This is a genomic window from Actinotalea solisilvae, from assembly GCF_016464425.1.
Taxonomy (GTDB): domain Bacteria; phylum Actinomycetota; class Actinomycetes; order Actinomycetales; family Cellulomonadaceae; genus Actinotalea; species Actinotalea solisilvae.
Map to the genome: position 1 here is coordinate 45,989 of NZ_JADDKQ010000023.1, position 19,197 is coordinate 65,185.

General features: G+C 77.1%; 23 protein-coding genes. 12 read left to right on the forward strand and 11 right to left on the reverse strand.

Annotated elements, in window-relative coordinates:
• Positions 1 to 154 precede the first annotated feature (154 nt).
• From JIG38_RS17190 to JIG38_RS17200, 3 genes are all read left to right on the forward strand, one after another.
• Entirely contained in the window at positions 155 to 964 is an 810-nt protein-coding gene (locus JIG38_RS17190; RefSeq protein WP_199424954.1) for a hypothetical protein, read from the forward strand.
• Positions 965 to 1,052: 88 nt separating this feature from the next.
• On the forward strand, positions 1,053 to 2,237 hold the full coding sequence (locus tag JIG38_RS17195; protein WP_199424955.1) for a YihY/virulence factor BrkB family protein: 1,185 nt from the start codon (positions 1,053 to 1,055) through the stop codon (positions 2,235 to 2,237).
• Between the two features lie 165 nt (positions 2,238 to 2,402).
• Positions 2,403 to 2,798, forward strand: a complete 396-nt coding sequence (locus JIG38_RS17200; RefSeq protein WP_199424956.1) for a cupin domain-containing protein — start codon at positions 2,403 to 2,405, stop codon at positions 2,796 to 2,798.
• A gap of 136 nt (positions 2,799 to 2,934) precedes the next feature.
• Here the strand turns inward: JIG38_RS17200 and JIG38_RS17205 are convergent, their stop codons facing one another.
• The 3 genes from JIG38_RS17205 to JIG38_RS17215 all read right to left on the reverse strand — a co-directional run bounded on the left by JIG38_RS17205 (position 2,935) and on the right by JIG38_RS17215 (position 5,052).
• Positions 2,935 to 3,339 (reverse strand): hypothetical protein, encoded by a 405-nt coding sequence (locus tag JIG38_RS17205; protein WP_199424957.1) that lies wholly within the window; start codon positions 3,337 to 3,339, stop codon positions 2,935 to 2,937.
• A 61-nt stretch (positions 3,340 to 3,400) separates the two neighbouring features.
• Positions 3,401 to 4,720 carry an RNA polymerase sigma factor gene (locus tag JIG38_RS17210; protein WP_199424958.1) on the reverse strand — a complete coding sequence of 440 codons (1,320 nt, stop codon included), beginning with the start codon at positions 4,718 to 4,720 and terminating at the stop codon, positions 3,401 to 3,403.
• Complete coding sequence (locus JIG38_RS17215) at positions 4,717 to 5,052, reverse strand: YciI family protein (protein ID WP_199424959.1); 336 nt, start codon at positions 5,050 to 5,052, stop codon at positions 4,717 to 4,719. Before JIG38_RS17215 ends, JIG38_RS17210 begins: the two co-directional genes overlap by 4 nt.
• 203 nt (positions 5,053 to 5,255) lie before the next feature.
• Here JIG38_RS17215 and JIG38_RS17220 point away from each other — a divergent pair, with 203 nt between their 5' ends.
• Positions 5,256 to 5,903 carry a winged helix-turn-helix domain-containing protein gene (locus tag JIG38_RS17220; RefSeq protein ID WP_199424960.1) on the forward strand — a complete coding sequence of 216 codons (648 nt, stop codon included), beginning with the start codon at positions 5,256 to 5,258 and terminating at the stop codon, positions 5,901 to 5,903.
• Positions 5,900 to 6,115: a hypothetical protein gene (locus JIG38_RS17225; RefSeq protein ID WP_199424961.1), complete on the forward strand. Its 216-nt coding sequence runs from the start codon at positions 5,900 to 5,902 to the stop codon at positions 6,113 to 6,115. Before JIG38_RS17220 ends, JIG38_RS17225 begins: the two co-directional genes overlap by 4 nt.
• Before the next feature lie 10 nt (positions 6,116 to 6,125).
• Here JIG38_RS17225 and JIG38_RS17230 read toward each other — a convergent pair whose 3' ends face one another.
• Genes JIG38_RS17230 through JIG38_RS17245 form a run of 4 tightly spaced genes read right to left on the reverse strand, consistent with a single transcriptional unit; the run spans position 6,126 to position 9,278 of the window.
• Positions 6,126 to 7,193 carry an ABC transporter ATP-binding protein gene (locus tag JIG38_RS17230; protein ID WP_199424962.1) on the reverse strand — a complete coding sequence of 356 codons (1,068 nt, stop codon included), beginning with the start codon at positions 7,191 to 7,193 and terminating at the stop codon, positions 6,126 to 6,128.
• A complete protein-coding gene (locus JIG38_RS17235) occupies positions 7,190 to 8,032 on the reverse strand; it encodes an ABC transporter permease (protein WP_372419936.1) in 843 nt (280 codons plus the stop codon). The genes JIG38_RS17230 and JIG38_RS17235 overlap by 4 nt, the downstream gene beginning before the upstream one ends.
• Entirely contained in the window at positions 8,029 to 8,865 is an 837-nt protein-coding gene (gene modA / locus JIG38_RS17240; RefSeq protein WP_307844997.1) for a molybdate ABC transporter substrate-binding protein, read from the reverse strand. Before modA ends, JIG38_RS17235 begins: the two co-directional genes overlap by 4 nt.
• Complete coding sequence (locus JIG38_RS17245) at positions 8,862 to 9,278, reverse strand: TOBE domain-containing protein (protein WP_199424963.1); 417 nt, start codon at positions 9,276 to 9,278, stop codon at positions 8,862 to 8,864. The genes modA and JIG38_RS17245 overlap by 4 nt, the downstream gene beginning before the upstream one ends.
• Positions 9,279 to 9,398: 120 nt before the next feature.
• Here JIG38_RS17245 and JIG38_RS17250 point away from each other — a divergent pair, with 120 nt between their 5' ends.
• From JIG38_RS17250 to JIG38_RS17270, 5 genes are read left to right on the forward strand one after another with little or no spacing between them, the layout of a single operon-like run.
• The gene (locus JIG38_RS17250) at positions 9,399 to 10,586 is read left to right on the forward strand and encodes a ThiF family adenylyltransferase (RefSeq protein ID WP_199424964.1); all 1,188 of its coding nucleotides are present in this window, start codon (positions 9,399 to 9,401) and stop codon (positions 10,584 to 10,586) included.
• A gap of 29 nt (positions 10,587 to 10,615) precedes the next feature.
• Positions 10,616 to 11,863, forward strand: coding sequence for a molybdopterin molybdotransferase MoeA (locus tag JIG38_RS17255; RefSeq protein WP_307844998.1), 1,248 nt, complete (start codon positions 10,616 to 10,618; stop codon positions 11,861 to 11,863).
• Positions 11,860 to 12,327, forward strand: coding sequence for a cyclic pyranopterin monophosphate synthase MoaC (gene moaC, locus JIG38_RS17260; protein ID WP_199424965.1), 468 nt, complete (start codon positions 11,860 to 11,862; stop codon positions 12,325 to 12,327). Before JIG38_RS17255 ends, moaC begins: the two co-directional genes overlap by 4 nt.
• A complete protein-coding gene (locus JIG38_RS20435) occupies positions 12,324 to 13,337 on the forward strand; it encodes an NTP transferase domain-containing protein (protein ID WP_307844999.1) in 1,014 nt (337 codons plus the stop codon). Before moaC ends, JIG38_RS20435 begins: the two co-directional genes overlap by 4 nt.
• Positions 13,334 to 13,618 (forward strand): MoaD/ThiS family protein, encoded by a 285-nt coding sequence (locus JIG38_RS17270; protein WP_199424966.1) that lies wholly within the window; start codon positions 13,334 to 13,336, stop codon positions 13,616 to 13,618. The genes JIG38_RS20435 and JIG38_RS17270 overlap by 4 nt, the downstream gene beginning before the upstream one ends.
• A 31-nt stretch (positions 13,619 to 13,649) precedes the next feature.
• Here JIG38_RS17270 and moaA read toward each other — a convergent pair whose 3' ends face one another.
• The 4 genes from moaA to JIG38_RS17290 all read right to left on the reverse strand — a co-directional run bounded on the left by moaA (position 13,650) and on the right by JIG38_RS17290 (position 16,843).
• Positions 13,650 to 14,648, reverse strand: a complete 999-nt coding sequence (gene moaA / locus JIG38_RS17275) for a GTP 3',8-cyclase MoaA (RefSeq protein WP_199424967.1) — start codon at positions 14,646 to 14,648, stop codon at positions 13,650 to 13,652.
• Positions 14,645 to 15,082, reverse strand: a complete 438-nt coding sequence (locus JIG38_RS17280; protein ID WP_199424968.1) for a molybdenum cofactor biosynthesis protein MoaE — start codon at positions 15,080 to 15,082, stop codon at positions 14,645 to 14,647. The genes moaA and JIG38_RS17280 overlap by 4 nt, the downstream gene beginning before the upstream one ends.
• Positions 15,079 to 15,597 (reverse strand): MogA/MoaB family molybdenum cofactor biosynthesis protein, encoded by a 519-nt coding sequence (locus JIG38_RS17285; protein ID WP_199424969.1) that lies wholly within the window; start codon positions 15,595 to 15,597, stop codon positions 15,079 to 15,081. The genes JIG38_RS17280 and JIG38_RS17285 overlap by 4 nt, the downstream gene beginning before the upstream one ends.
• Before the next feature lie 88 nt (positions 15,598 to 15,685).
• Positions 15,686 to 16,843, reverse strand: a complete 1,158-nt coding sequence (locus JIG38_RS17290) for a cytochrome P450 (protein ID WP_199424970.1) — start codon at positions 16,841 to 16,843, stop codon at positions 15,686 to 15,688.
• A gap of 97 nt (positions 16,844 to 16,940) precedes the next feature.
• On the opposite strand from JIG38_RS17290, the gene JIG38_RS17295 reads away from it, so the two are divergent.
• Together JIG38_RS17295 and JIG38_RS17300 are read left to right on the forward strand one after the other, a co-directional pair.
• Positions 16,941 to 17,660 (forward strand): helix-turn-helix transcriptional regulator, encoded by a 720-nt coding sequence (locus JIG38_RS17295; protein WP_199424971.1) that lies wholly within the window; start codon positions 16,941 to 16,943, stop codon positions 17,658 to 17,660.
• 197 nt (positions 17,661 to 17,857) lie between these two features.
• A complete protein-coding gene (locus tag JIG38_RS17300) occupies positions 17,858 to 19,165 on the forward strand; it encodes a nitrate/nitrite transporter (RefSeq protein ID WP_199424972.1) in 1,308 nt (435 codons plus the stop codon).
• Positions 19,166 to 19,197 lie beyond the last annotated feature (32 nt).

Here is a 19,197-nt window from a genome sequence, read left to right on the forward strand (position 1 = left end):
GACCGGTCACCCGTCCGGAGGACGCCGTGGGACCTCCGACCCGCACGCGGGCGCGTCGGAGGCCGGCGCCGCAGCACCGGCGTGCGGGCCGCGCGGAGCGGCCGGCGCGGGCGCTCGGCGCGACACGGGCGGCCGTTCGGGTGATGCTCGACGGGTGAACCTGCACGTCGCGCGCACCCCGGACGTCGCGGGCCCGAGCGCGCCCGACGGCATCCCCGCGACGGCCGTCCACGACGGTGCGCGGGGGCGTCACGCGTCGTCCGACGTCGTGGGTCGCGCCCTCGACGCGCTCGGCGGTGCGGCCGCGGTCGTCGTCGAGCGTGTCGCGCGCGTGCGCGGCTCGAAGCCCATGCACCCCGCGGGCGCGATGCTCACGGGCCGCCTGGAGCGGACCGGGCGCGCCGGCTCGGGCGTCACCTGGCTCGACACGCCGGGGCGCGAGGACGTGCTCGTGCGCTTCTCGCGGGGCGGGGGCCTGCCGGCGGGGTGGCCGGACGTCCACGGGCTCGCGCTGCGCACGCCCGACGGCGCGGACCTCCTGCTCTCCACGAGCGGGCGCGCGGTGGGCCTGCGCCACGGCCTCGCGGTGCAGCGCGTCGTCGGCCGCGGCACCTACACGTCGATCATGCCGTTCCGCACCGCGCGCGGACCCGTGATGGTCGGGGCGTTCCCGGACCCGCCGCGCGAGCTGCCCACGCACCCCGCAGCGCTCGCCGACGCGCTCGCGGCCCACCCCTGGCGCCTGACGCTCGTCTGGGCCCCGTTCGGCGGCGCGTGGCGGGCGTTCGGGTCGCTCGAGGTCGGCGGTCGCGCGGGCGACGAGACCGACCCGCCCGCGCGGTTCGAGCCGCTCGCCGCCCCCGCGGGGCTCGAGACCTACCCGTGGATCGCCCGCCTCAGGGAGCCGGCCTACCTCGCCGCGCGGCGCGGGTACCGCCCGACGGCGCGCGCCCGCCCCGACTGACCGGCGCCGACGCGCGCCGCCGTCGTCCCGCGGCCCCGGCCGCACACCCGTGCCCCACTGCCCGACCGAACGCCCGAGGAGAACGACCATGGTTGCCCAGCACTCGAGCGACGCGGCCTCGCCCGCGCAGACGAACGAGCACTCGACCGCGAAGGCGGCCGCGCCGCACCCCGACCACCCGGGCAAGCCGGACTCGCCAACGGACCTCACCAAGCCGTCGTGGGGCTACGTCCTGTCCAAGACCTTCCGTGAGTTCAACCGTGACCAGTGCACCGACCTCGCCGCGGCGCTGACGTACTACGCCGTGCTCGCGCTGGCGCCCGCGGCGCTCGCGCTCGTGTCGTTGCTCGGCGTCTTCGGGGACGGCGACCAGATCGTCGACGACGTCATGGGCACGGCCGAGGACATGGCGCCGGGCATCGACCTGGAGGCCGTGCGGCCGATCGTCGAGAACCTCGCCTCCCAGGAGGGCGCCGGCCTCGCGCTGATCACCGGTCTGCTCGTCGCGCTGTGGTCGGCGTCGGGCTACGTCAACGCCTTCAGCCGGGCGATGAACCGGATGTACGAGATCGACGAGGGCCGGCCCATCTGGAAGCTGCGCCCGTGGATGCTCCTCGTCACGCTCATCACGCTCGTGCTCGTCGCCGTCATCTGCGCCGCGATGGTCGTCTCGGGTCCGGTCGCGGAGGCGGTCGGCGGCGTCGTCGGGCTGAGCGACCAGGCGGTGACGATCTGGAACATCGCCAAGTGGCCCGTCATCGTGCTGCTCGTGGCCCTCACCGTCGCGATCCTGTACTGGGGCACGCCCAACGTGCGTCAGCCGAAGTTCCGCTGGATCAGCGTCGGGTCGTTCGTGTTCATCCTCGTGTGGGCCGTCGCGACGGTCGCGTTCGGGTTCTACGTCGCGAACTTCGGCAGCTACAACGAGACGTACGGCTCGCTCGCCGGCGTCATCGTGTTCCTCCTGTGGCTGTGGCTCACCAACAACGCCCTGCTGTTCGGCGCCGAGCTGGACGCGGAGCTCGAGCGCGGCCGCGAGCTCCAGGCGGGCATGCCCGCGGAGGAGACCATCCAGCTGCCGCCGCGCGACACCAAGGCCAGCGAGAAGAAGCAGAAGCAGCACGAGAAGGACGTCGCCAAGGGCCGTGCGCTGCGCGAGTCGCGCGGCCAGGACGCCGACCCGGACGCCGACACGGACACCGACCGCGGGCGCGGGGCGGCCTCGACGCGCACGCGCGACGACGCCCAGGACGGTCGCCGCGCGCGCCGCTGAGCCGTCGCGGCGCGACCCCGAGACGACGCGCGGACCGGCCCGGCCCCGAGCCGCCGGTCCGCGCGTCACATCGCGGTGAGGGTGGGGTTCGGCGCGCGGGGGGAGGCGCGGCGCGGTAGGACAGGGGGGACCGCACGACCGCACCCGAGCAGAGGAGCGCCCCGCATGGAGCACTTCACGATCGCGACCGTCGCCGAGCAGAGCCCCGACTTCCGGCGCGTCCTGTGGACCGGCGAGCACAGCCAGCTGGTCATCATGACCATCCCGCCGGGCGGCGAGATCGGCGAGGAGGTCCACGAGGACACCGACCAGATCCTCACGTTCGTCAGCGGCATCGGCGAGGCCATGGTGTCCGGCCAGAAGCGCAAGGTCAGCCAGGGGGACCTCGTCGTGGTCCCGGCGGGCAAGAAGCACAACTTCGTCAACACGGGCGAGAACCCGCTCATCCTCTACACGGTCTACGGCCCCCCGGAGCACGCCGACGGTGCCGTGCACGCCACCAAGGAGGAAGCGGACGCGGCCGAGGAGTCCGGCCAGGACGAGCCGCCGACGTCGGACTGAGGTCCGTCCGGCACCGACAGCGAGCGCCCCGGCAGCACCTGCCGCCGGGGCGCTCTCTGCTGTCCCACGCCGCGCCCGGGACTGCCGGTGGACGGGCGGCACCGCGCCCGCGCGCTCGCGGTGCGGTCAGGCGACGTCAGGCGTTGTCGGCGACGTCCTCGATCGCGAAGCCCGCCTCGAGGCAGCCCTCGCGCAGCGCGACCGGGTCGACGGTCCAGCGCCCGCGCTGGCTCGGGCCGACGCGCTCGGACTCGGCGTTGGTGACCGGCGGGTCGACCGTCGCACGGATCGACCGGGACTCCGCGCTCGCGGCGGCGGCCGCGACGGCCTCGAGGAGGCGGTCCCGCTCGTCGCCGTCGGCGTCCTCGGCGAGCACCACGTCGCGGCACGCGACGAACCCCATGGGGTCGTCCTTCTGCAGCATGTAGCCGGGCGACAGGCTGTCCACGTCGTTGTCCGAGCTGCACGCCGTCAGCCCGAGCGCGAGGAGCGGGAGCGCGACGACGACGAGGACGGGGCGGCGCTGGCGACGTCGGTGCATGTGCTCAGTGAAGGCCCGTTCGGCGGCTCCCGAGACCGGGCGGCCCGCGCGGGCCGCCCCGTCAGCCGGTGACCTCGCGGAGGCGGCGCTCGAGGTGCCCGCGCTCGGCGTCGTTCGTCACCAGGGACAGCGCCTCGCGGTACGCCGCCGCGGCGGGGGCGTAGCGGCCGAGGCGGCGCAGGAGGTCGGCACGCGTCGCGGGGACGAGGTGCGAGCCGCCGAGCGACCCCGTCGCGGCCAGAGCCTCGACGAGGGCGAGCCCGCGCTCGGGGCCGTGCGCCATCGCCACCGCGACCGCCCGGTTGAGCTCGACGAACGGGGAGCCGGTCAGCCGGGCGAGCTCCTCGTAGAGCTCGGCGATCGTCGCCCAGTCGGTCAGGGCCGCCGACGGCGCCGTGGCGTGCTCGCCCGCGATCGCGGCCTGGAGCCCGTAGGCACCGAGCCCGCGCAGGCTCGCGGCCGTGCGCCGGCGCGCCGTCGTGAGCAGGGCGTCCGCCTCCTCGGCGAGGGCCACGTCCCAGGTCGCCCGGTCCTGCTCCTCGAGCGGCACGAGCCGCCCGCCGCGGGTCCGGGACGTCCGGCGCGCGTCGTGGAAGAGCATGAGCGACAGGAGCCCGAGCACCTCGGGCTCGTCGGGCATGAGCGCGGCGAGCAGCCGGCCGAGCCGGATCGCCTCGTCGCTGAGGTCCTCGCGGAGCAGCGCGCCCCGCGTCGCGGCGTAGCCCTCGGTGAAGAGCAGGTACACGACGGCGAGGACGGCGTCGAGGCGCTCGGGCAGCGCGTGCGCCGGCGGGACCCGGTAGGGGATGCGCGCCGTCGTGATCTTCTGCCGCGCCCGGACGAGCCGCTTCGCCATCGCGGCCTCCCCGACGCCGAACGCGCGGGCGATCTCGTGGACGTCGAGGCCGCACACGGTGCGCAGCGTCAGCGCGACCCGGGTCTCGGGCGCGAGCGCCGGGTGGCAGCACGTGAAGACCGGCCGCAGCCGGTCGTCGTCGAGGCCGTCGCCGCGGGGCGCGTCCGGGTCGGCGGGGCCGCCCGGGCCGCCGGGCGGGCCGGACGCACCGTCGGCCCCGCCCGGCGCGCGCCGGTCGAGCTCGGCCGCGACCTGCTCGACGGCACGGCGCTCGGTGCCGGCGCGCCGCAGCCGGTCGAGGGCGCGCCGCCGGGCCGTCGTGAGGAGCCACGCCCCGGGACGGTCCGGGACGCCGTCGACCGGCCAGCGGCGCGCCGCCGCCACGAACGCGTCCTGCGCGCAGTCCTCGGCCAGCGCCCAGTCGTGCGTCACGCGGATGAGGAGGGCGACGACGCGCGCCCACTCGGTGCGGAACGCCGTGGCGATCGCGTCGTCCACGCCGGCGGGCGCGCCGACGTCGCTCACTCGAACGGCCACACCGCACGCAGCTCGATGGCGCCGAACCGGGCGGCGGGGTGGGCGGCGGCGACGGCGAGCGCCTCGTCGAGGTCCGCGGCCTCGAGCAGGTCGAAGCCGCCGATGACGTCGTGGACCTCGGCGAACGGGCCGTCGGTGACGAGGGTGCGGCCGTCGCGGACGCGCACCGTCGTGCTCTCCTCGGCCGGACGCAGCCGGTCGCCGGTGACGCGGATGCCGCGCGAGGTGACGTCCTCGACCCAGGCGCTCGGGTCGCCGGCGTCGGCGGCCGGGCCGGGGTCGGTGCTTGGGTCGACGTGGACGAGCATGAGGTAGCGCACAGGGTCCTCCTGGGGCCGGGCCGGGTGGGCGGCGTGGTCGAGCGGTCACCCGGACGACGCGCGAGAGGGCCGCCCGAGGACATCGTGCCCCACGCGCTAGGTGTGATCTGCGTCACACGCGACGGGCGCGCCGCTTTGGCCTGCGCAACATCTCTTTCGCAACAGATCTTGCGCAACCAGCGTTGCGCGTCTACCGTGGAGCCATGGACGAGGACCGGCAGCTCAGCACCACCGACCCGGAGCGCATCCGGGCGCTCGCGCACCCGGTGCGCCTCGACCTCCTCGAGCTGCTCGACGAGCTCGGCGAGGCGACGGCCACCCAGTGCGCCGAGCGGCTGGGGGAGACGGTCGCCAACTGCTCCTTCCACCTGCGCGTCCTCGCCAAGGCCGGCTTCATCGAGCCGGCGCCGGCCCGCGGTCGCGAGAAGCCGTGGCGTCCGGTCGCCCCCGGCCGGACCATGAGCATCGAGCGCGGCAACCCCGCCTCGCGGCTCGCGGTCGCGGAGGTCGCGACGCTCTCCATGAACCGCGAGGTCGAGCGCGTCCGCTCCTTCATCCAGACCCAGCCCGACCCTCCCCCCGGCTGGGAGGACACGGTCACGCTCACGTCCCAGTCCTTCTGGGCCACCGCGGACGAGCTGCGCGACCTCGTCGCACAGCTGCACCACCTGACCGACCGCTTCGAGGGTCGGCACCAGGACCCCGCGCTCCGGCCCGCGGGGGCGCGCCCGGCGCACCTCTTCGCGGCCCTCAACCCCGACAGCTTCCCCGTGGCGGACGGCGCGTCCGGCAGCACCGCTGCCGACGTCGCTCACGGCGCCGCGACCGACCCGACCGAGGTGACCCCATGACCACGCAGCGCATCGAGATCCGCACGCCCACCGTCGTCCTGCCCACGCTGCAGCTGCGCCGCATCAGCGCGGTCCTCGTGCTGCAGCTCCAGGCGCGTGACCCGTACATCCGCCGGCCCCGCCTCGCGCGCGAGCGCGGCCTGGCCGCGGCCGCCGAGCGGTTCGAGCGCGACCGCGCGGCCACGCAGCGCTCCGCGCTCGGCGCGCTGTAGCGGGCCGGCGTCAGGTCGCGACGTACGTCTCGACCCCTGCGGGGTCGACCTCGAGCCGCACCCGGGCGCCCGGCCGGACGTGAGCCGGCAGCTCGGCGGCGGTGGTCTCCACGACCACCGGCGGGTCCGCCTCGACCTCGACCCGGACGTGCTCGCCCCGCGTCCCGACCGCGCCCACCGTCCCGACCCAGGCCGCGGCCTCGCTCCCGCCCACGGCGGGGAGCAGCCGCACCGCCGACGGGCGCACCGCGACCCGCAGCCCCGCCGCGCGCGGGTCGCCCGGGCGCAGCGGGGTGCCGTCGGGCGCGGTCGTCGCGAACGGCACGGGCCCGGTGCAGAGGTTGAGACCGAGCAGGTGCGCCACGTAGGGCGTCGCCGGCCGCCGCACGACGGCGCCCGGCGCGCCCTCCTGCACGACGCGCCCGTCCTCGAGCACGACGAGCCGGTCGGCGAGCACGAGCGCGTCGACGACGTCGTGCGTGACGACGACGCACGGGCCCGCGAACGGCGCGAGGTGCTCCGCGAGGGCGCGGTGGACGTCGGCCCGGGCGCGCGGGTCGAGCGCGGCGAGCGGCTCGTCGAGCACGAGCGCGCGCGGGTCCGCGGCGAGCGTCCGGGCGAGCGCGACGCGCTGCGCCTGGCCCCCGGACAGCTCGTGCGGCCGGCGGGTGGCGAGGTGCCCGACGCCCAGCCGGTCGAGCCACGCGCGCGCCGCGGCGTCGGCGGTCGCGCGGTCCGCGCCACGCGCCCGCGGGCCGAACGCGACGTTCGCGGCCGCCGTGAGGTGCGGGAACAGGCGGTGGTCCTGGAACACCGTGCCGACCTCGCGCCCGGCGGGCGGCACGAAGACGCGCGCGGCGGCGTCGTCGAGCACGCGCCCGCCCAGCGTGAGCCGGCCCGCGTCCAGGGCCTCGAGGCCCGCGACGGCCCGCAGCAGCGTCGACTTGCCCGCGCCGTTGGGTCCGACGACGGCGAGCACCTCGCCCCCGTCGACGGTGAGGTCCACGTCGAGCGCGAAGGACCCGCGGCGCACGGTGCCCGCGAGCCGCAGGTCCCCGCCGGGCGCCCCGGCCGTCACCGGCCCGTCCCGCCCGCGCCGACCCACCGGTCGCGCAGCGCGACGAGCACCGCGACGCACACGGCGAGCAGCAGGAGGCTGAGCGCGACGGCCGCGTCGGGGTCGCGCTCGAGCGCCGCGTACACCGTGAGCGGGAGCGTCTGGGTGCGCCCGGGGAAGCTGCCGGCGAAGGTCACGGTCGCGCCGAACTCGCCGAGCGCCCGGGCCCACGTGAGCACGGCCCCCGCCGCGACGGAGGGCGCGACGAGGGGCAGGGTGACGCGGCGCAGCACGGTGACGCGCGACGCCCCGAGCGAGGCGGCCGCCTCCTCGAAGCGACGGTCGGCGCCCCGCAGCGCACCCTCGACCGTCACCACGAGGAACGGCATCGCGACGAACGTCTGCGCGACGACGACCGCGGCGGGCGTGAAGGGCAGGCTCACGCCGACGGCGTCGAGCCACTGGCCGACGAGGCCGCGCCGGCCCAGGACCATGAGCAGCGCGACGCCGCCCACGACGGGCGGCAGGACGAGGGGCAGCGTCACGAGCGCGCGCAGGACCCGGCGCCCGGGCACGTCGGCCCGCGCGAGGAGCCAGGCGAGCGGGACGCCGAGCACGACCGAGAGGGCCGTCGCCACGGTCGCGGTCGCGAGGGACAGGCCGAGCGACGTGCGCACGTCCGGCTCGGCGAGCACCCGGCCGAGGTCCGACCAGGGGGCCCGGACCACGAGCCCGACGAGCGGGAGGACGAGGAGGGCGACCGCCAGCACGGCGGGCACGACGGCGACGCCGGGCAGCGCGTGCGCGGGCGGCGTCCGGGCAGGAGCGGGCCTCGTCCCGGCCCCGGTGGTGGCCGTCACGCCGGTCCGAAGCCGTGGTCGCGCAGCACCTGCGCCCCGCGCTCGGACGTGACCAGCGCGACGAAGGCCGCGGCAGCCTCCGGGTGCGGCGCGTCCGGCACGGCGAGCACGGGGTAGCGCGTCGTCCACGCGGCCCCCGGCTCGTCGAGGACGACGCCGACGACGCTCCCGTCGCGCACGCGCGGGGCGTCCGGGCGCACGTCCGACGTGTAGACCAGGCCCGCGTCGACCTCGCCGAGCACCACCTTGGTGAGCACCGCGGCGACGTCGTTCTCGTAGGTCACCGGCGCGGTCGCGACGCTTCCCCCGCCGAGCACCGCCGCGGCGCCGGCCCCGCACGGGACCTCGGGCCGGCACACGGCGAGCCGGACGCCGGCCCGGTCGAGGTCGGCGAGCCCCGCGAGCCCGGCGGCCGCCGCGTCCGGCGTCACGGCCAGCGCGAGGGTGTTCGTGGCGACGACGACCGGGCGCGCGTCCCGCGCGCCCGGCACGTCCGCGTCGCGCAGGCCGGCGACGGCGGTCGCCATCGTCTCCTCGCTCGCGGTCGCGAGGACGTCGGCGGGGGCGCCCGCGACGACCTGGGCGGCGAGCGCGCTGCTCGGGCCGACCGACAGCGTGACGCGCAGCCCCGGGTGGGCGGCCTCGAGCTCGGCCGCGAGCTGCTCGTACGGCCCGGCGAGGGACGCGGCCGCGAGGACGACGACCTCGCCGCGCAGGGCGCCGTCGGCGGGCGACGGCGCCTCGGGCCCGCCCGCGGCGCGCCCGAGGCCGATGCCCGCGGTGAGCAGGAGCACGGCCGCCGCCGCGCCCAGCGCGACGCGGGACCGGGTCACCGCGGCGCGCGCAGGTCGTGCGGGGCGGGCAGCTCGACGGCGACGCTCGTCGCCTTGGCGGTCGCGGTCGCGAGCACGCCGGGCTCGAGCCCGAGCTCGTCGGCCGCCTCGCGGCTGATGAGCGAGACGACCCGGAACGGGCCGGCCTGGATCTCGACCTGCGCCATGACGGTGTCCCGGACGACGCGGGTCACGAGGCCCGTGAACCGGTTGCGGACGGACCGGCCCGCGCCGCCGGCCGCGGGGGCGCCGGCGAGGTCCTGCGCGAACGCCGCGAGCGTCGCGCCGTCGACCACCTGGCGACCGGCGTCGTCGGTGGAGGCCGCCAGGCGGCCCGCGTCGACCCACCGGCGCACGGTGTCGGTGCTGACGCCGAGCAGGCCGGCGGCGTCGCGGATGCGGTAGGTCGTCACCGTGCCAGCGTACTCACGTGCGGCGGTCGGGGCGTAGGCGGGGCGCACCCGCGTCCCGGCGGCGTCATTTCCCCGGCACCCGCGCCCGGCGCGGCGCGCGCGGCGAAGTACGGTGGCGCCATGCCCGTGCCGCCGCTCGTCGAGCCCGGGCCCGAGCTGACCCGCGCGCAGGTCGAGCGCTGGTCGCGGCACCTGCTCCTGCCGCAGCTCGGCGCCCTGGGCCAGCGCCGCCTCCGGAACGCGCGCGTGTGCGTCGTCGGCGCCGGGGGCCTCGGTGCGCCCGTCCTGCTCTACCTGGCCGCGGCCGGCGTCGGCCGCATCGGGGTCGTCGACCACGACGACGTCGAGCTCACCAACCTGCAGCGGCAGGTGGTGCACGGGCACGCCGACGTCGGGCGCCCCAAGACCGAGAGCGCGCGCGACGCGGTGCTCGCCCTCGACCCGGACGTCGACGTCGTGCTCCACCGCGTCCGGCTCGACGGGGACGACCCGGACGCGGTCGACGCCGTGCTCGGCGAGTACGACCTCGTGCTCGACGGGACCGACAACTTCCCCACCCGCTACCTCGTCAACGACGCGTGCGTGCGCCTGGGCCTGCCCGAGGTCTGGGCCTCGGTCTACCGGTTCGACGCGATGGTCGCCGTGTTCTGGGGCCGTCCGCCCGCGGGCGTGGCGGCCGTGCAGCTCCGCGACCTCTTCCCCGAGCCGCCCGCGCCGGGCACGGTGCCGTCGTGCGCCGAGGGCGGCGTGCTCGGCGCGCTGTGCGGACAGGTCGGCTCGCTCATGGCGACCGAGGCCGTCAAGCTCCTCACGGGCGTCGGCGAGCCGCTGCTCGGGCGCGTGCTCGTGCTCGACGGGCTCGCCTCGCGGTGGACCGAGGTGCCGCTGCGCGGCGGCGCGCGCGCGGCCGCGCCGCGCGTGCCGGGCGCGACGCCGGACGCGGCGCCCGGCCCGGACGCCGCCCACGCCGGCCCCGTGCCCGTGGTGAGCGCGACCCGGCTCGCCGAGCGCCTCGCGGCGCGCGACCGGGGCGACGACGACTTCCTCCTCGTCGACGTGCGCGAGCCGGGGGAGCGGGACGTCGTCGCGATCCCGGGCGCGGTCCCGGTGCCCCTCGCGGCGCTCCTCGCCGACCCCGCGGGCTCCGTCCCGGACGCGCGCGAGGTCGTCCTGCACTGCCGCAGCGGGGTGCGCTCCGCCCAGGCCGCCCGCGCGCTCGCCGCGGTCGGCCGCGAGCACGTGGCGCACCTCGACGGCGGCGTGCTCGCCTGGGTGCGCGACGTCGACCCGTCCCTGCCGACCTACTGACCCCGACCCCGAGAGCGCCCGGAGGACCCGTGCCCGACCCCGGCCTGCGCACCGTCGCCGAGCACCGTGCCGCGGTGCTCGCGCTGGTGGCGCCGCTGCCTCCCGTGACCGTCGACGTCGCCGAGGCCGACGACCTGGTGCTCGCGCGCGAGGTGCGCGCGCCCGAGGCGCTGCCCCGCTGGGACAACTCGGCCATGGACGGCTACGCGGTGCGTGCGGCCGACGTGGCGCACGCGGACGCGGGGCCGGTGACGCTCGCCGTGCTCGCCGACCTGCCCGCGGGCAGCGCCGAGGAGCCCGAGGTGACGCCCGGGACGGCGGCGCGGATCATGACGGGCGCGCCGCTGCCGCCGGGCGCCGACGCCGTCGTGCCGGTCGAGCAGACCGACGGCGGCACGCGCACCGTGGTCGTCCGCGCCGCCGCCCGCGAGGGCGCGCACGTGCGCCGCGCGGGCGAGGACGTCGCGGCGGGCGAGCTCGTGCTCCCCACCGGGACCCTGCTGGGCGCGCCGCAGGTCGCGGCCGCGGCCGCCGTCGGCTGCGGGACGCTCGCCGTCCACCGGCGCCCGCGCGTCGCCGTGCTCTCGACCGGCAGCGAGCTGGTCCCGCCCGGGACGCCGCTGCGCCGCGGCCAGATCCCCGACTCCAACTCCCACCTGCTCGCGGCCGCGGCGCGCGCGGCGGGCTGCGACGTCGTGCGCGTCGGCGCCGTGCCCGACGACGGGCCGACGCTGCGCGCGGTCCTCGACGGGCTCGACCGCCCCGACCGCGCCGACGCGCGCGTCGACCTCGTCGTGACCTCGGGCGGCGTGAGCATGGGTGCGTACGACGTCGTCAAGGAGGTGCTCGCGGGCGACGCCGGCATGGCGTTCGTGCGCGTCGCGATGCAGCCCGGCAAGCCGCAGGGCCTCGGGCGGCTCCCCGGCGGCACTCCCGTCGTCGCCCTGCCCGGCAACCCGGTGAGCGCCTGGGTGTCCTTCCAGGTGTTCGTCCGGCCCGCGCTCGCGCGGCTGCGCGGCCTGCCCGACGCCCCCGACGAGTCGACGGCCGCCGCGCTCGAGGGCTGGACGACGCCGCCCGGCCGCGCGCAGTACCTGCCCGTGGTCCTCGGCGAGGTCCCCGGCGGCGGCGTCGGCGTGCGCCCCGCGGTCCGCGGCGGCTCGGGCTCGCACCTCGTCGCAGGGCTCGCGCGCGCCGAGGCGCTCGCGGTGGTCGCGGCCGACGTCGACCGCGTCGAGCCCGGGGATAGGGTGCGCCTCATGCGAGCCGGCCGATGACCTTCACGCACCTCGACGACGCCGGCCACGCCCGGATGGTCGACGTCACCGGCAAGCAGCCGACCGTGCGCGAGGCCGTCGCCGAGGGCCACGTGCGCTGCGCGGCGCACGTCGTCGCGGCGCTCCGCTCGGGCGACGTGCCCAAGGGCGACGTGCTCGCCGTCGCGCGCGTCGCGGGGATCGCCGCCGCGAAGCGCACCGCCGAGCTGCTGCCGCTCGCCCACGTCATCGGCGTGCACGGCGTCGTCGTCGACCTCACGGTGACGGACGACGGCGTGGACGTCCGCGCGACCGTGCGCACCGCGGACCGCACGGGCGTCGAGATGGAGGCGCTCACGGCCGTGAGCGTCGCGGCCCTCGCGGTGGTCGACATGGTCAAGGGCATGGACAAGGGCACCTCGATCGCGGAGGTCCGCCTCGTCGCGAAGTCGGGCGGGCGGTCGGGCGACTGGCGCCGCGAGTGACCTTCGACGTCGTCGTCCTCGCGGGTGGCCGGGCGCAGCGGCTCGGCGGGGGGAGCAAGGCCGACGTCGTCGTGGCCGGGCGCACGCTCCTGGACCGCGCGCTCGACGCCGCCGCGGGCGCACGGCACGTCGTGGTCGTCGCGCCGCCCGGCGTCGAGCGGCCCGGGACGCGGCGCGTCCTCGAGGACCCGCCGTCGGGCGGCCCGGTCGCCGGGATCGAGGCGGCCCTGCGCGCGCTCCCGGAGGACGACGCCCCGGTGCTCGTCCTCGCGTGCGACGTGCCCCGCGCGGCGGCCGCCGTCGGCGACCTCCTCGCCGCGCTCGCCGACGGCGCCGACGGGGCCCACCTCGTCGACGACGAGGGGCACGCCCAGCTCGTCGCGGTCTACCGGCGCGCACCCCTGCGGCGCGCGCTCGCGACCCTGGCCGGACCGTCCGGCACCGTGCACGGCGCGTCCGTGCGGCGGCTCCACGCCCACCTGGTGCTCACCGCCGTGCCGGACGCCGGCCGTGGCGCGGACGCGGACACGTGGGACGATGTGCACCGGTTGGACGCCCTGCTCGAGCGGAGGGACACCATGGACACCACGCGCGACCCGGACCTGCCCGAGCCGTTCCCCGGCCCGCCCGGACTGCCGGACCTGCCGGACGTGCCCGGCATCCCGGACCTGCCGGACGTCCCCGGGGCGGCGGGCGCCCCCGCCCCCCGCGGCAGCGTCCTGCACCGCTGGCTCGTGAGCGTCGCGGACACGCTGGGCGTCGACCCGGACGCGCTCGACGTCGAGGCGCTGCTCGACCTCTCGCGCGACGTGGCGCACGGCGTGGCGCGTCCCGCGGTCCCGCTGACCTCGTTCCTCGCGGGGTACGCGGTCGCGACGGCCGGTGGTGACCGCGAGGCGTTCGACCGCGTCGTCGACCGCGTCGGCGCGCTCGCCGCCGAGTGGGCCGCCGCCGCGGAGGAGGGCGAGGACCCGGCCGCCGCCACGGCGAGCGTCCCGCCAGCCTCATGACGACCCCGACGACGACCGGCGCGACCGCGCGCACGACCAGCGGCACCGTCACCGTGCGCTACTTCGCCGCGGCCGCCGAGGCCGCCGGGACGTCCACCGAGCAGACGCCGGCCGGGACCGCGGACGCGGTGCGCGCGGCGCTGGTCGCGGCCCACGGCGCCGGCCTCGAGCGCGTCCTGGCGCGGTGCGCCCTGCTCGCCGACGGCGTGCGCGTCGCCGGCGAGGACCCCGTGCCCGCGGGCGCGACGCTCGACGTCCTGCCGCCCTTCGCCGGCGGCTGACCCCGGGCCCTCACCGACGCCGGGCCCGGCCTCAGCCGCCGATCGCGCTCATCGGGCGGTCGGGCTGGAGGAACGTCGGGTCGTCGATGTCGTGCCCCGGCTTCTTGCCCGCGAGGCACGCGCGGAACGCGGCGGCCAGCGCGTCGTCGTCGGCCCCTTCGCGCAGGAGCGTGCGCAGGTCGGTCTCCGAGCGCGCGAACAGGCACGACCGCAGCTGCCCGTCGGCCGTGAGGCGCACCCGGTCGCACGTGCCGCAGAACGGCGCCGTGACCGACGCGATGACGCCCACCGTCGCCGGCCCGCCGTCGACGTACCAGGTCTCCGCGGGGGCCGAGCCCCGGCCCGGCACCTCCGTGAGCTCGAAGGCCGCGCGCAGGGACGCGAGGATCTCGGCCTGCGTGACCATCGCGGTCCGGTCCCACGTGTGGCCCGCGTCGAGGGGCATCTGCTCGATGAACCGCATCTGGTAGCCGCGCTCGACGGCGAACCGCACGAGGTCGACGACCTCGTCGTCGTTGACGCCGCGCATCGCGACCGCGTTGAGCTTGATCGGGGAGAAGCCGACGGCGTCCGCCGCGGCGATGCCGGCGAGCGTGTCGTGCAGCCGGTCGCGCCGGGTCAGGGCCGCGAAGCGCTCGCGGTCGAGCGTGTCGATGCTGATGTTGACCCGGGCGAGCCCCGCGTCACGCAGCGGCGCCGCGAGGGCGGGGAGGCGGAGCGCGTTGGTCGTCAGGGACACCTCGGGCGAGCCGCCCGGTCCGGTGAGGGCCGCCATGCGCCGCACGACGTCGACGACGTCGGGTCGCAGCAGGGGCTCGCCGCCCGTGAGGCGGATCTCCGTGACGCCGAGGCCCACCGCGACCCCCGCGATGCGCACGAGCTCGTCCGTCGAGAGCATCGTCGAGCCCGCGAGCCAGGGCACCCCCTCGGCGGGCATGCAGTAGGTGCAGCGCAGCGAGCACCGGTCGGTGAGCGAGATGCGCAGGTCGCGGTGGACGCGTCCGAAGCGGTCGACCAAGGGCTGCGTCATGCGGACCCCACCCACACGTGCGAGCCGTCCGCCAGCACCTCGCGCTTCCACACGGGCAGCTCGGCCTTGACGGCCTCGACGAGCGCCGCGCAGACCTCGAACGCGAGCGCCCGGTGGGCGGTCGCGACGGCGACGACGATCGCGGGCTCGCCGACCGCGAGGTGACCCACGCGGTGCGAGACGGCCACGCCGAGCACGCCCTCGCGCGCGGCCGCGGCACCGGCGAGGCGCTCGAGCACCGCGGGGGCGTCGGGGTGGGCCGAGTACTCGAGCGCCGTGACCTCGCCCTCGACGCCCGGGTCGTGGTCGCGCACCTGGCCCACGAACGTCGCGACGGCGCCGGCGCGCGCGTCGGTGACCGCGGCGAGGTGCGCGCCGACGTCGAGCGGGTCGGGTGAGACGGCGGCGAGGCGCGCGCGGGTCGCGAGGCTCATGCGTGGTCACCGCCCGTGAGCTGGTCGAGCAGGTGGGGGAGCAGCGGCACGAGGACCGCGAGCCCCTCGCGCACGCCGCCCGTCGACCCGGGCAGGTTGACGACGACGGCACCGCCGTCCGTCACGCCCGCGAGGCCGCGCGAGAGCACGGCGGTCGGCACGTGGTCCGCGCCCGCGCGGCGCAGCGCCTCGGCGAGCCCGGGCAGCTCGCGGGCGACCACGGCGCGGGTCGCCTCGGGCGTCCGGTCCCGCGGCCCGACCCCCGTGCCGCCGCTGCTCACGACGACGCGCGCGCCGTCGTCCAGCGCGCGACGCAGCGCGCCGGCCACGGACTCCTCGCCGTCCTCGACCACGTGCACGGGGGCGACGTCGTAGCCGGCGTCGTGCAGGAGGCCCGCGGCGAGCGGGCCCGAGCGGTCCGTCGCCTCGCCGCGCGCGCACCGGTCGGACGCCACGACGACGGCGGCGCGCACGCGTCCCGCGTCCGTGCGCCCCGTGCCCCCGGTGCCGCTCATCGGGTCACCGTACCCACGCCCGGGCGAGCGGGCGCTGCCGGTCCGGCCGTCGGGCGCCCGCCGCGCCTGCGGCGTCCGGCCGGCGCGATCACGTGAACCGCAGCGCGACGCTGCTGAAACCGCTCGCGGGCCAGGACGCGTGCTCGGGCGCGGTGCCCGCGGCGAGCGTGACGTCCGAGGTCCGGTCGAGGACCTCCTCGAGGAGCACGCGCAGCTCGAGCCGCGCGAGCGGGGCGCCGGGGCACACGTGGATGCCCGCGCCGTAGAGCAGGTTGTCGTCCGCGTCGCGGTCGAGCCGGAGCTCGTCCGGGTCGCCGAACACGGCCTCGTCGCGGTCGGCCGACGCCCACAGGACCGTCACCCGGTCCCCGGCCGCGACGCGCTGCCCGCCGAGCTCGACGTCGCGCGTCGCCCGACGGCGGTTGGCCAGCAGCGGCGGGTGGATCCGCAGCATCTCGTCGATCGCTGCGGGCAGCAGCGCCCGGTCCTCGCGCAGGCGCCGCTGCTCGTCCGGCCGGGACGCGAGCAGGTGCAGCAGGATGCCGACGCTCGCCGCGATCGTGCTCAGCTCGCCCACGGTCCAGTTGCGGACGACGCTCACGATCTCCTCGTCCGTGAGGGGCCTGCCGTCGACGGTCTCGGCCAGCAGCTCGGTCGTCACGTCGGTCGCGGTGTGGCGGCCGCGCGGTGCCGGCGCGGCGCGCCGCTCGTCCAGCAGCGCGCGGATGTACCCGTCGAACTGCACCGCGACCGCGGTCGTCGCCTCGCGGTCGCGCGAGAGCGTCGCGCGGTGGTTCGCGAGCGTCCATTCGCGCAGCGGCTCGTGCAGGCTCTCGGGCCAGCCCATGAACGCGCTCTGGACGCGCAGCGCGTACGTCCGCGCGACGCCGTCCATGACCTCGACGTCGGCGCCGCGGGGGAGCGCGTCGACGAGCTCGGCCGCGATGCGCCGGCACCGCGGCTCGAAGGTCGCCATGCGGTCGGGCGTGAAGTACCGCTCGTTGACCCGCCGGTGCGGCGTGTGCTCGGGCGGGTCCATCCCGTTGGGCACGGTGAGGTGCGCCGAGACGCGGTTGGAGAACGTCTCGTGGTCCGTGACGACGCGGAGCACCTCGGCGTGCCCGAGCACGGCCCAGCCGAGGTGCTCGTCGTGGTCGACCGGGCAGCGCCGACGCCGGGCGTCGAGCGCGGCGATCTGGTGGGGCTCCTGCTCGTGCGCCTCGGTCCCGTCGTCGTCCACCGTCATGCGTCGTCCACCTCTCGGCCTGGCCGGGTCGAACGTCTGCCACGCTACCGACCGAAGGTCCCGGGTCCCTCCGGCGGACGCCGTGAATACTCCAGGGATGCGCCTCAACGCCTACCGCGCACTGGCTTCCGAGAGCCGGGTCCGGATCCTGCACCTGCTGCAGGACCGCGGCGCGCCCGTGGGCGTCGACGACGTCGCGGCCGGGGTGGGCCTGCACGTCAACACCGTGCGCGAGCACCTCGACCACCTCGTCGCCACCGGCTTCGTCGGGCGCGAGAGCGAGGTCCGCGCGACGCGCGGCCGGCCGCGCATCCTCTACCGCGCCCTGCCGCGCTCCGCCGGCGCGTCGATGGACGCGCGGGCCCGCGAGCACCTGCTGCGGCTCCTGCTCGCCGGCTACGGGCGCGAGGTCGGCTCGCCCGAGGAGCTCGCCGAGGAGTCCGGCCGGCAGTGGGCCGACGACCTCGCGGCCGAGGGCGCCGAAGCCGGCGCTGCCCGCCGCGACGACACCGTGGGGCCGCCCGAGTGGGCGCAGATGGCGGCGCTCGAGCAGCACTTCGAGGAGCTCGGCTTCGACCCCGAGGCCGACCTCGACGCCGACCAGGTCCATCTCCACCGGTGCCCGGTCAAGGACCTCGCGTGCGCGCGGACCGAGGTGGTCTGCAGCGTGCACCTCGGCCTCGCGCAGGGCGTCCTCGCCCACGTCGACGGCCCCCTCGAGGCCGAGCGGCTCGAGCCGTTCGTCGGCCCGGACCACTGCGTCCTGCATCTCGCCCGTCGCGCCGCGCGGCCCGCCGCCGCCGTCCCCGCCACCTGACCCGCCGCGCCCCGCGCCGACACGCCGACGGCGCACCGGCCCGGGAGACACGGCCGTCCGGACCTGACTATGGTCGACGTGACCCACATCACAGCCGTGGGTCGTCCTGGGGACATTTGACCCGGCGCCTGCCGCTCACGCCGCGGCGGACGCGCTCGCCAGACTGGCCGAGGCAGCGGCCCTGAGGGGGAGTGACGATGACGAGTCTGGTGCGACCGGGTGTGGACCTCGCGACGTGGGACCCCGAGGACCCCGACCGCTGGGACAAGCGGTTCGCGTGGCGCACGCTGTGGATCACCACGTACAACCTCATGCTCGCGTTCTGCGTCTGGTACCTCGTCAGCGCGATCGCCCCGCGGCTCAACGACATCGGGTTCGACCTGAGCAAGGGCGAGCTCTACTGGCTGGTGGCCGTGCCCGGTCTCGCGGGCGGCACGATGCGCCTCATCTACATGTTCCTGCCGCCCATCGTCGGCACCCGGACGCTCGTCGGCGGCTCGGCGACGCTCCTGCTGCTCCCGATGCTCGGGTGGACGTTCGCCGTCCGTGACGCGTCGACGCCCTACTGGGTGCTCATCCTGCTCGCGGCGGCGGCCGGCGTCGGCGGAGGCGCGTTCTCGGGCTTCATGCCCTCGACGAGCTACTTCTTCCCCAAGCGCATGTCCGGCACCGCGCTCGGTCTGCAGGCGGGCATCGGCAACTTCGGCGTGAGCCTCATCCAGTTCCTCACGCCGTGGGTCGTGGGCTTCGGCCTCCTCGGCACGGCCGCGCTCACGCCGCAGCAGACGTCGACCGGCGAGAACCTGTGGCTGCACAACGCCGGCCTCGTGCTCATCCCGTGGGTCGTGCTCGGCATGGTGCTCGCCGCGGTCTTCCTGCGCCGCGTGCCGGTCCAGGCGAACTTCCGCCAGCAGCTCGACATCTTCCGCGAGAAGCACACCTGGATCATGACCGCGATCTACCTCATGACCTTCGGCGCCTTCTCGGGGTTCGCGGCGCAGCTCGGGCTCATCATCGTCAACGAGTACGGCGGCTTCGAGAACGCCCCCGACCCGCTGAAGTTCGCCTTCCTCGGCCCGCTCATCGGGTCGGCGACGCGCGCCGGGTTCGGGCCGCTGTGCGACCGGTTCGGCGGCGCCGTGTGGACCCTCGTGTCGGGCATCGGCATGACCGTGAGCACCGCGATCACGCTGCTCTTCCTCTCCCCGACCGACGTCGGGCAGTTCGGCGGGTTCCTCGCCGGGATGCTCGCGATCTTCTTCTTCGCGGGCATCGGCAACGCCGGCACCTTCAAGCAGATGCCGATGATCTTCCCCAAGCGCCAGGCGGGCGGCGTCATCGGCTTCACCGCGTCGATCGCGGCGTTCGGCCCGTTCCTCGTGGGCATCACGCTGTCGATGGTCTCGCCCCGCTCGTTCTTCGTCGGCTGCACCGTGTTCTTCGCGCTCTGCACCGTCCTCACCTGGGTCTACTACGCCCGCCCGGGGGCGCCCAAGCCCAGCTGACCCGTCCGACCCACGGACCGCCCCGCGCCCGT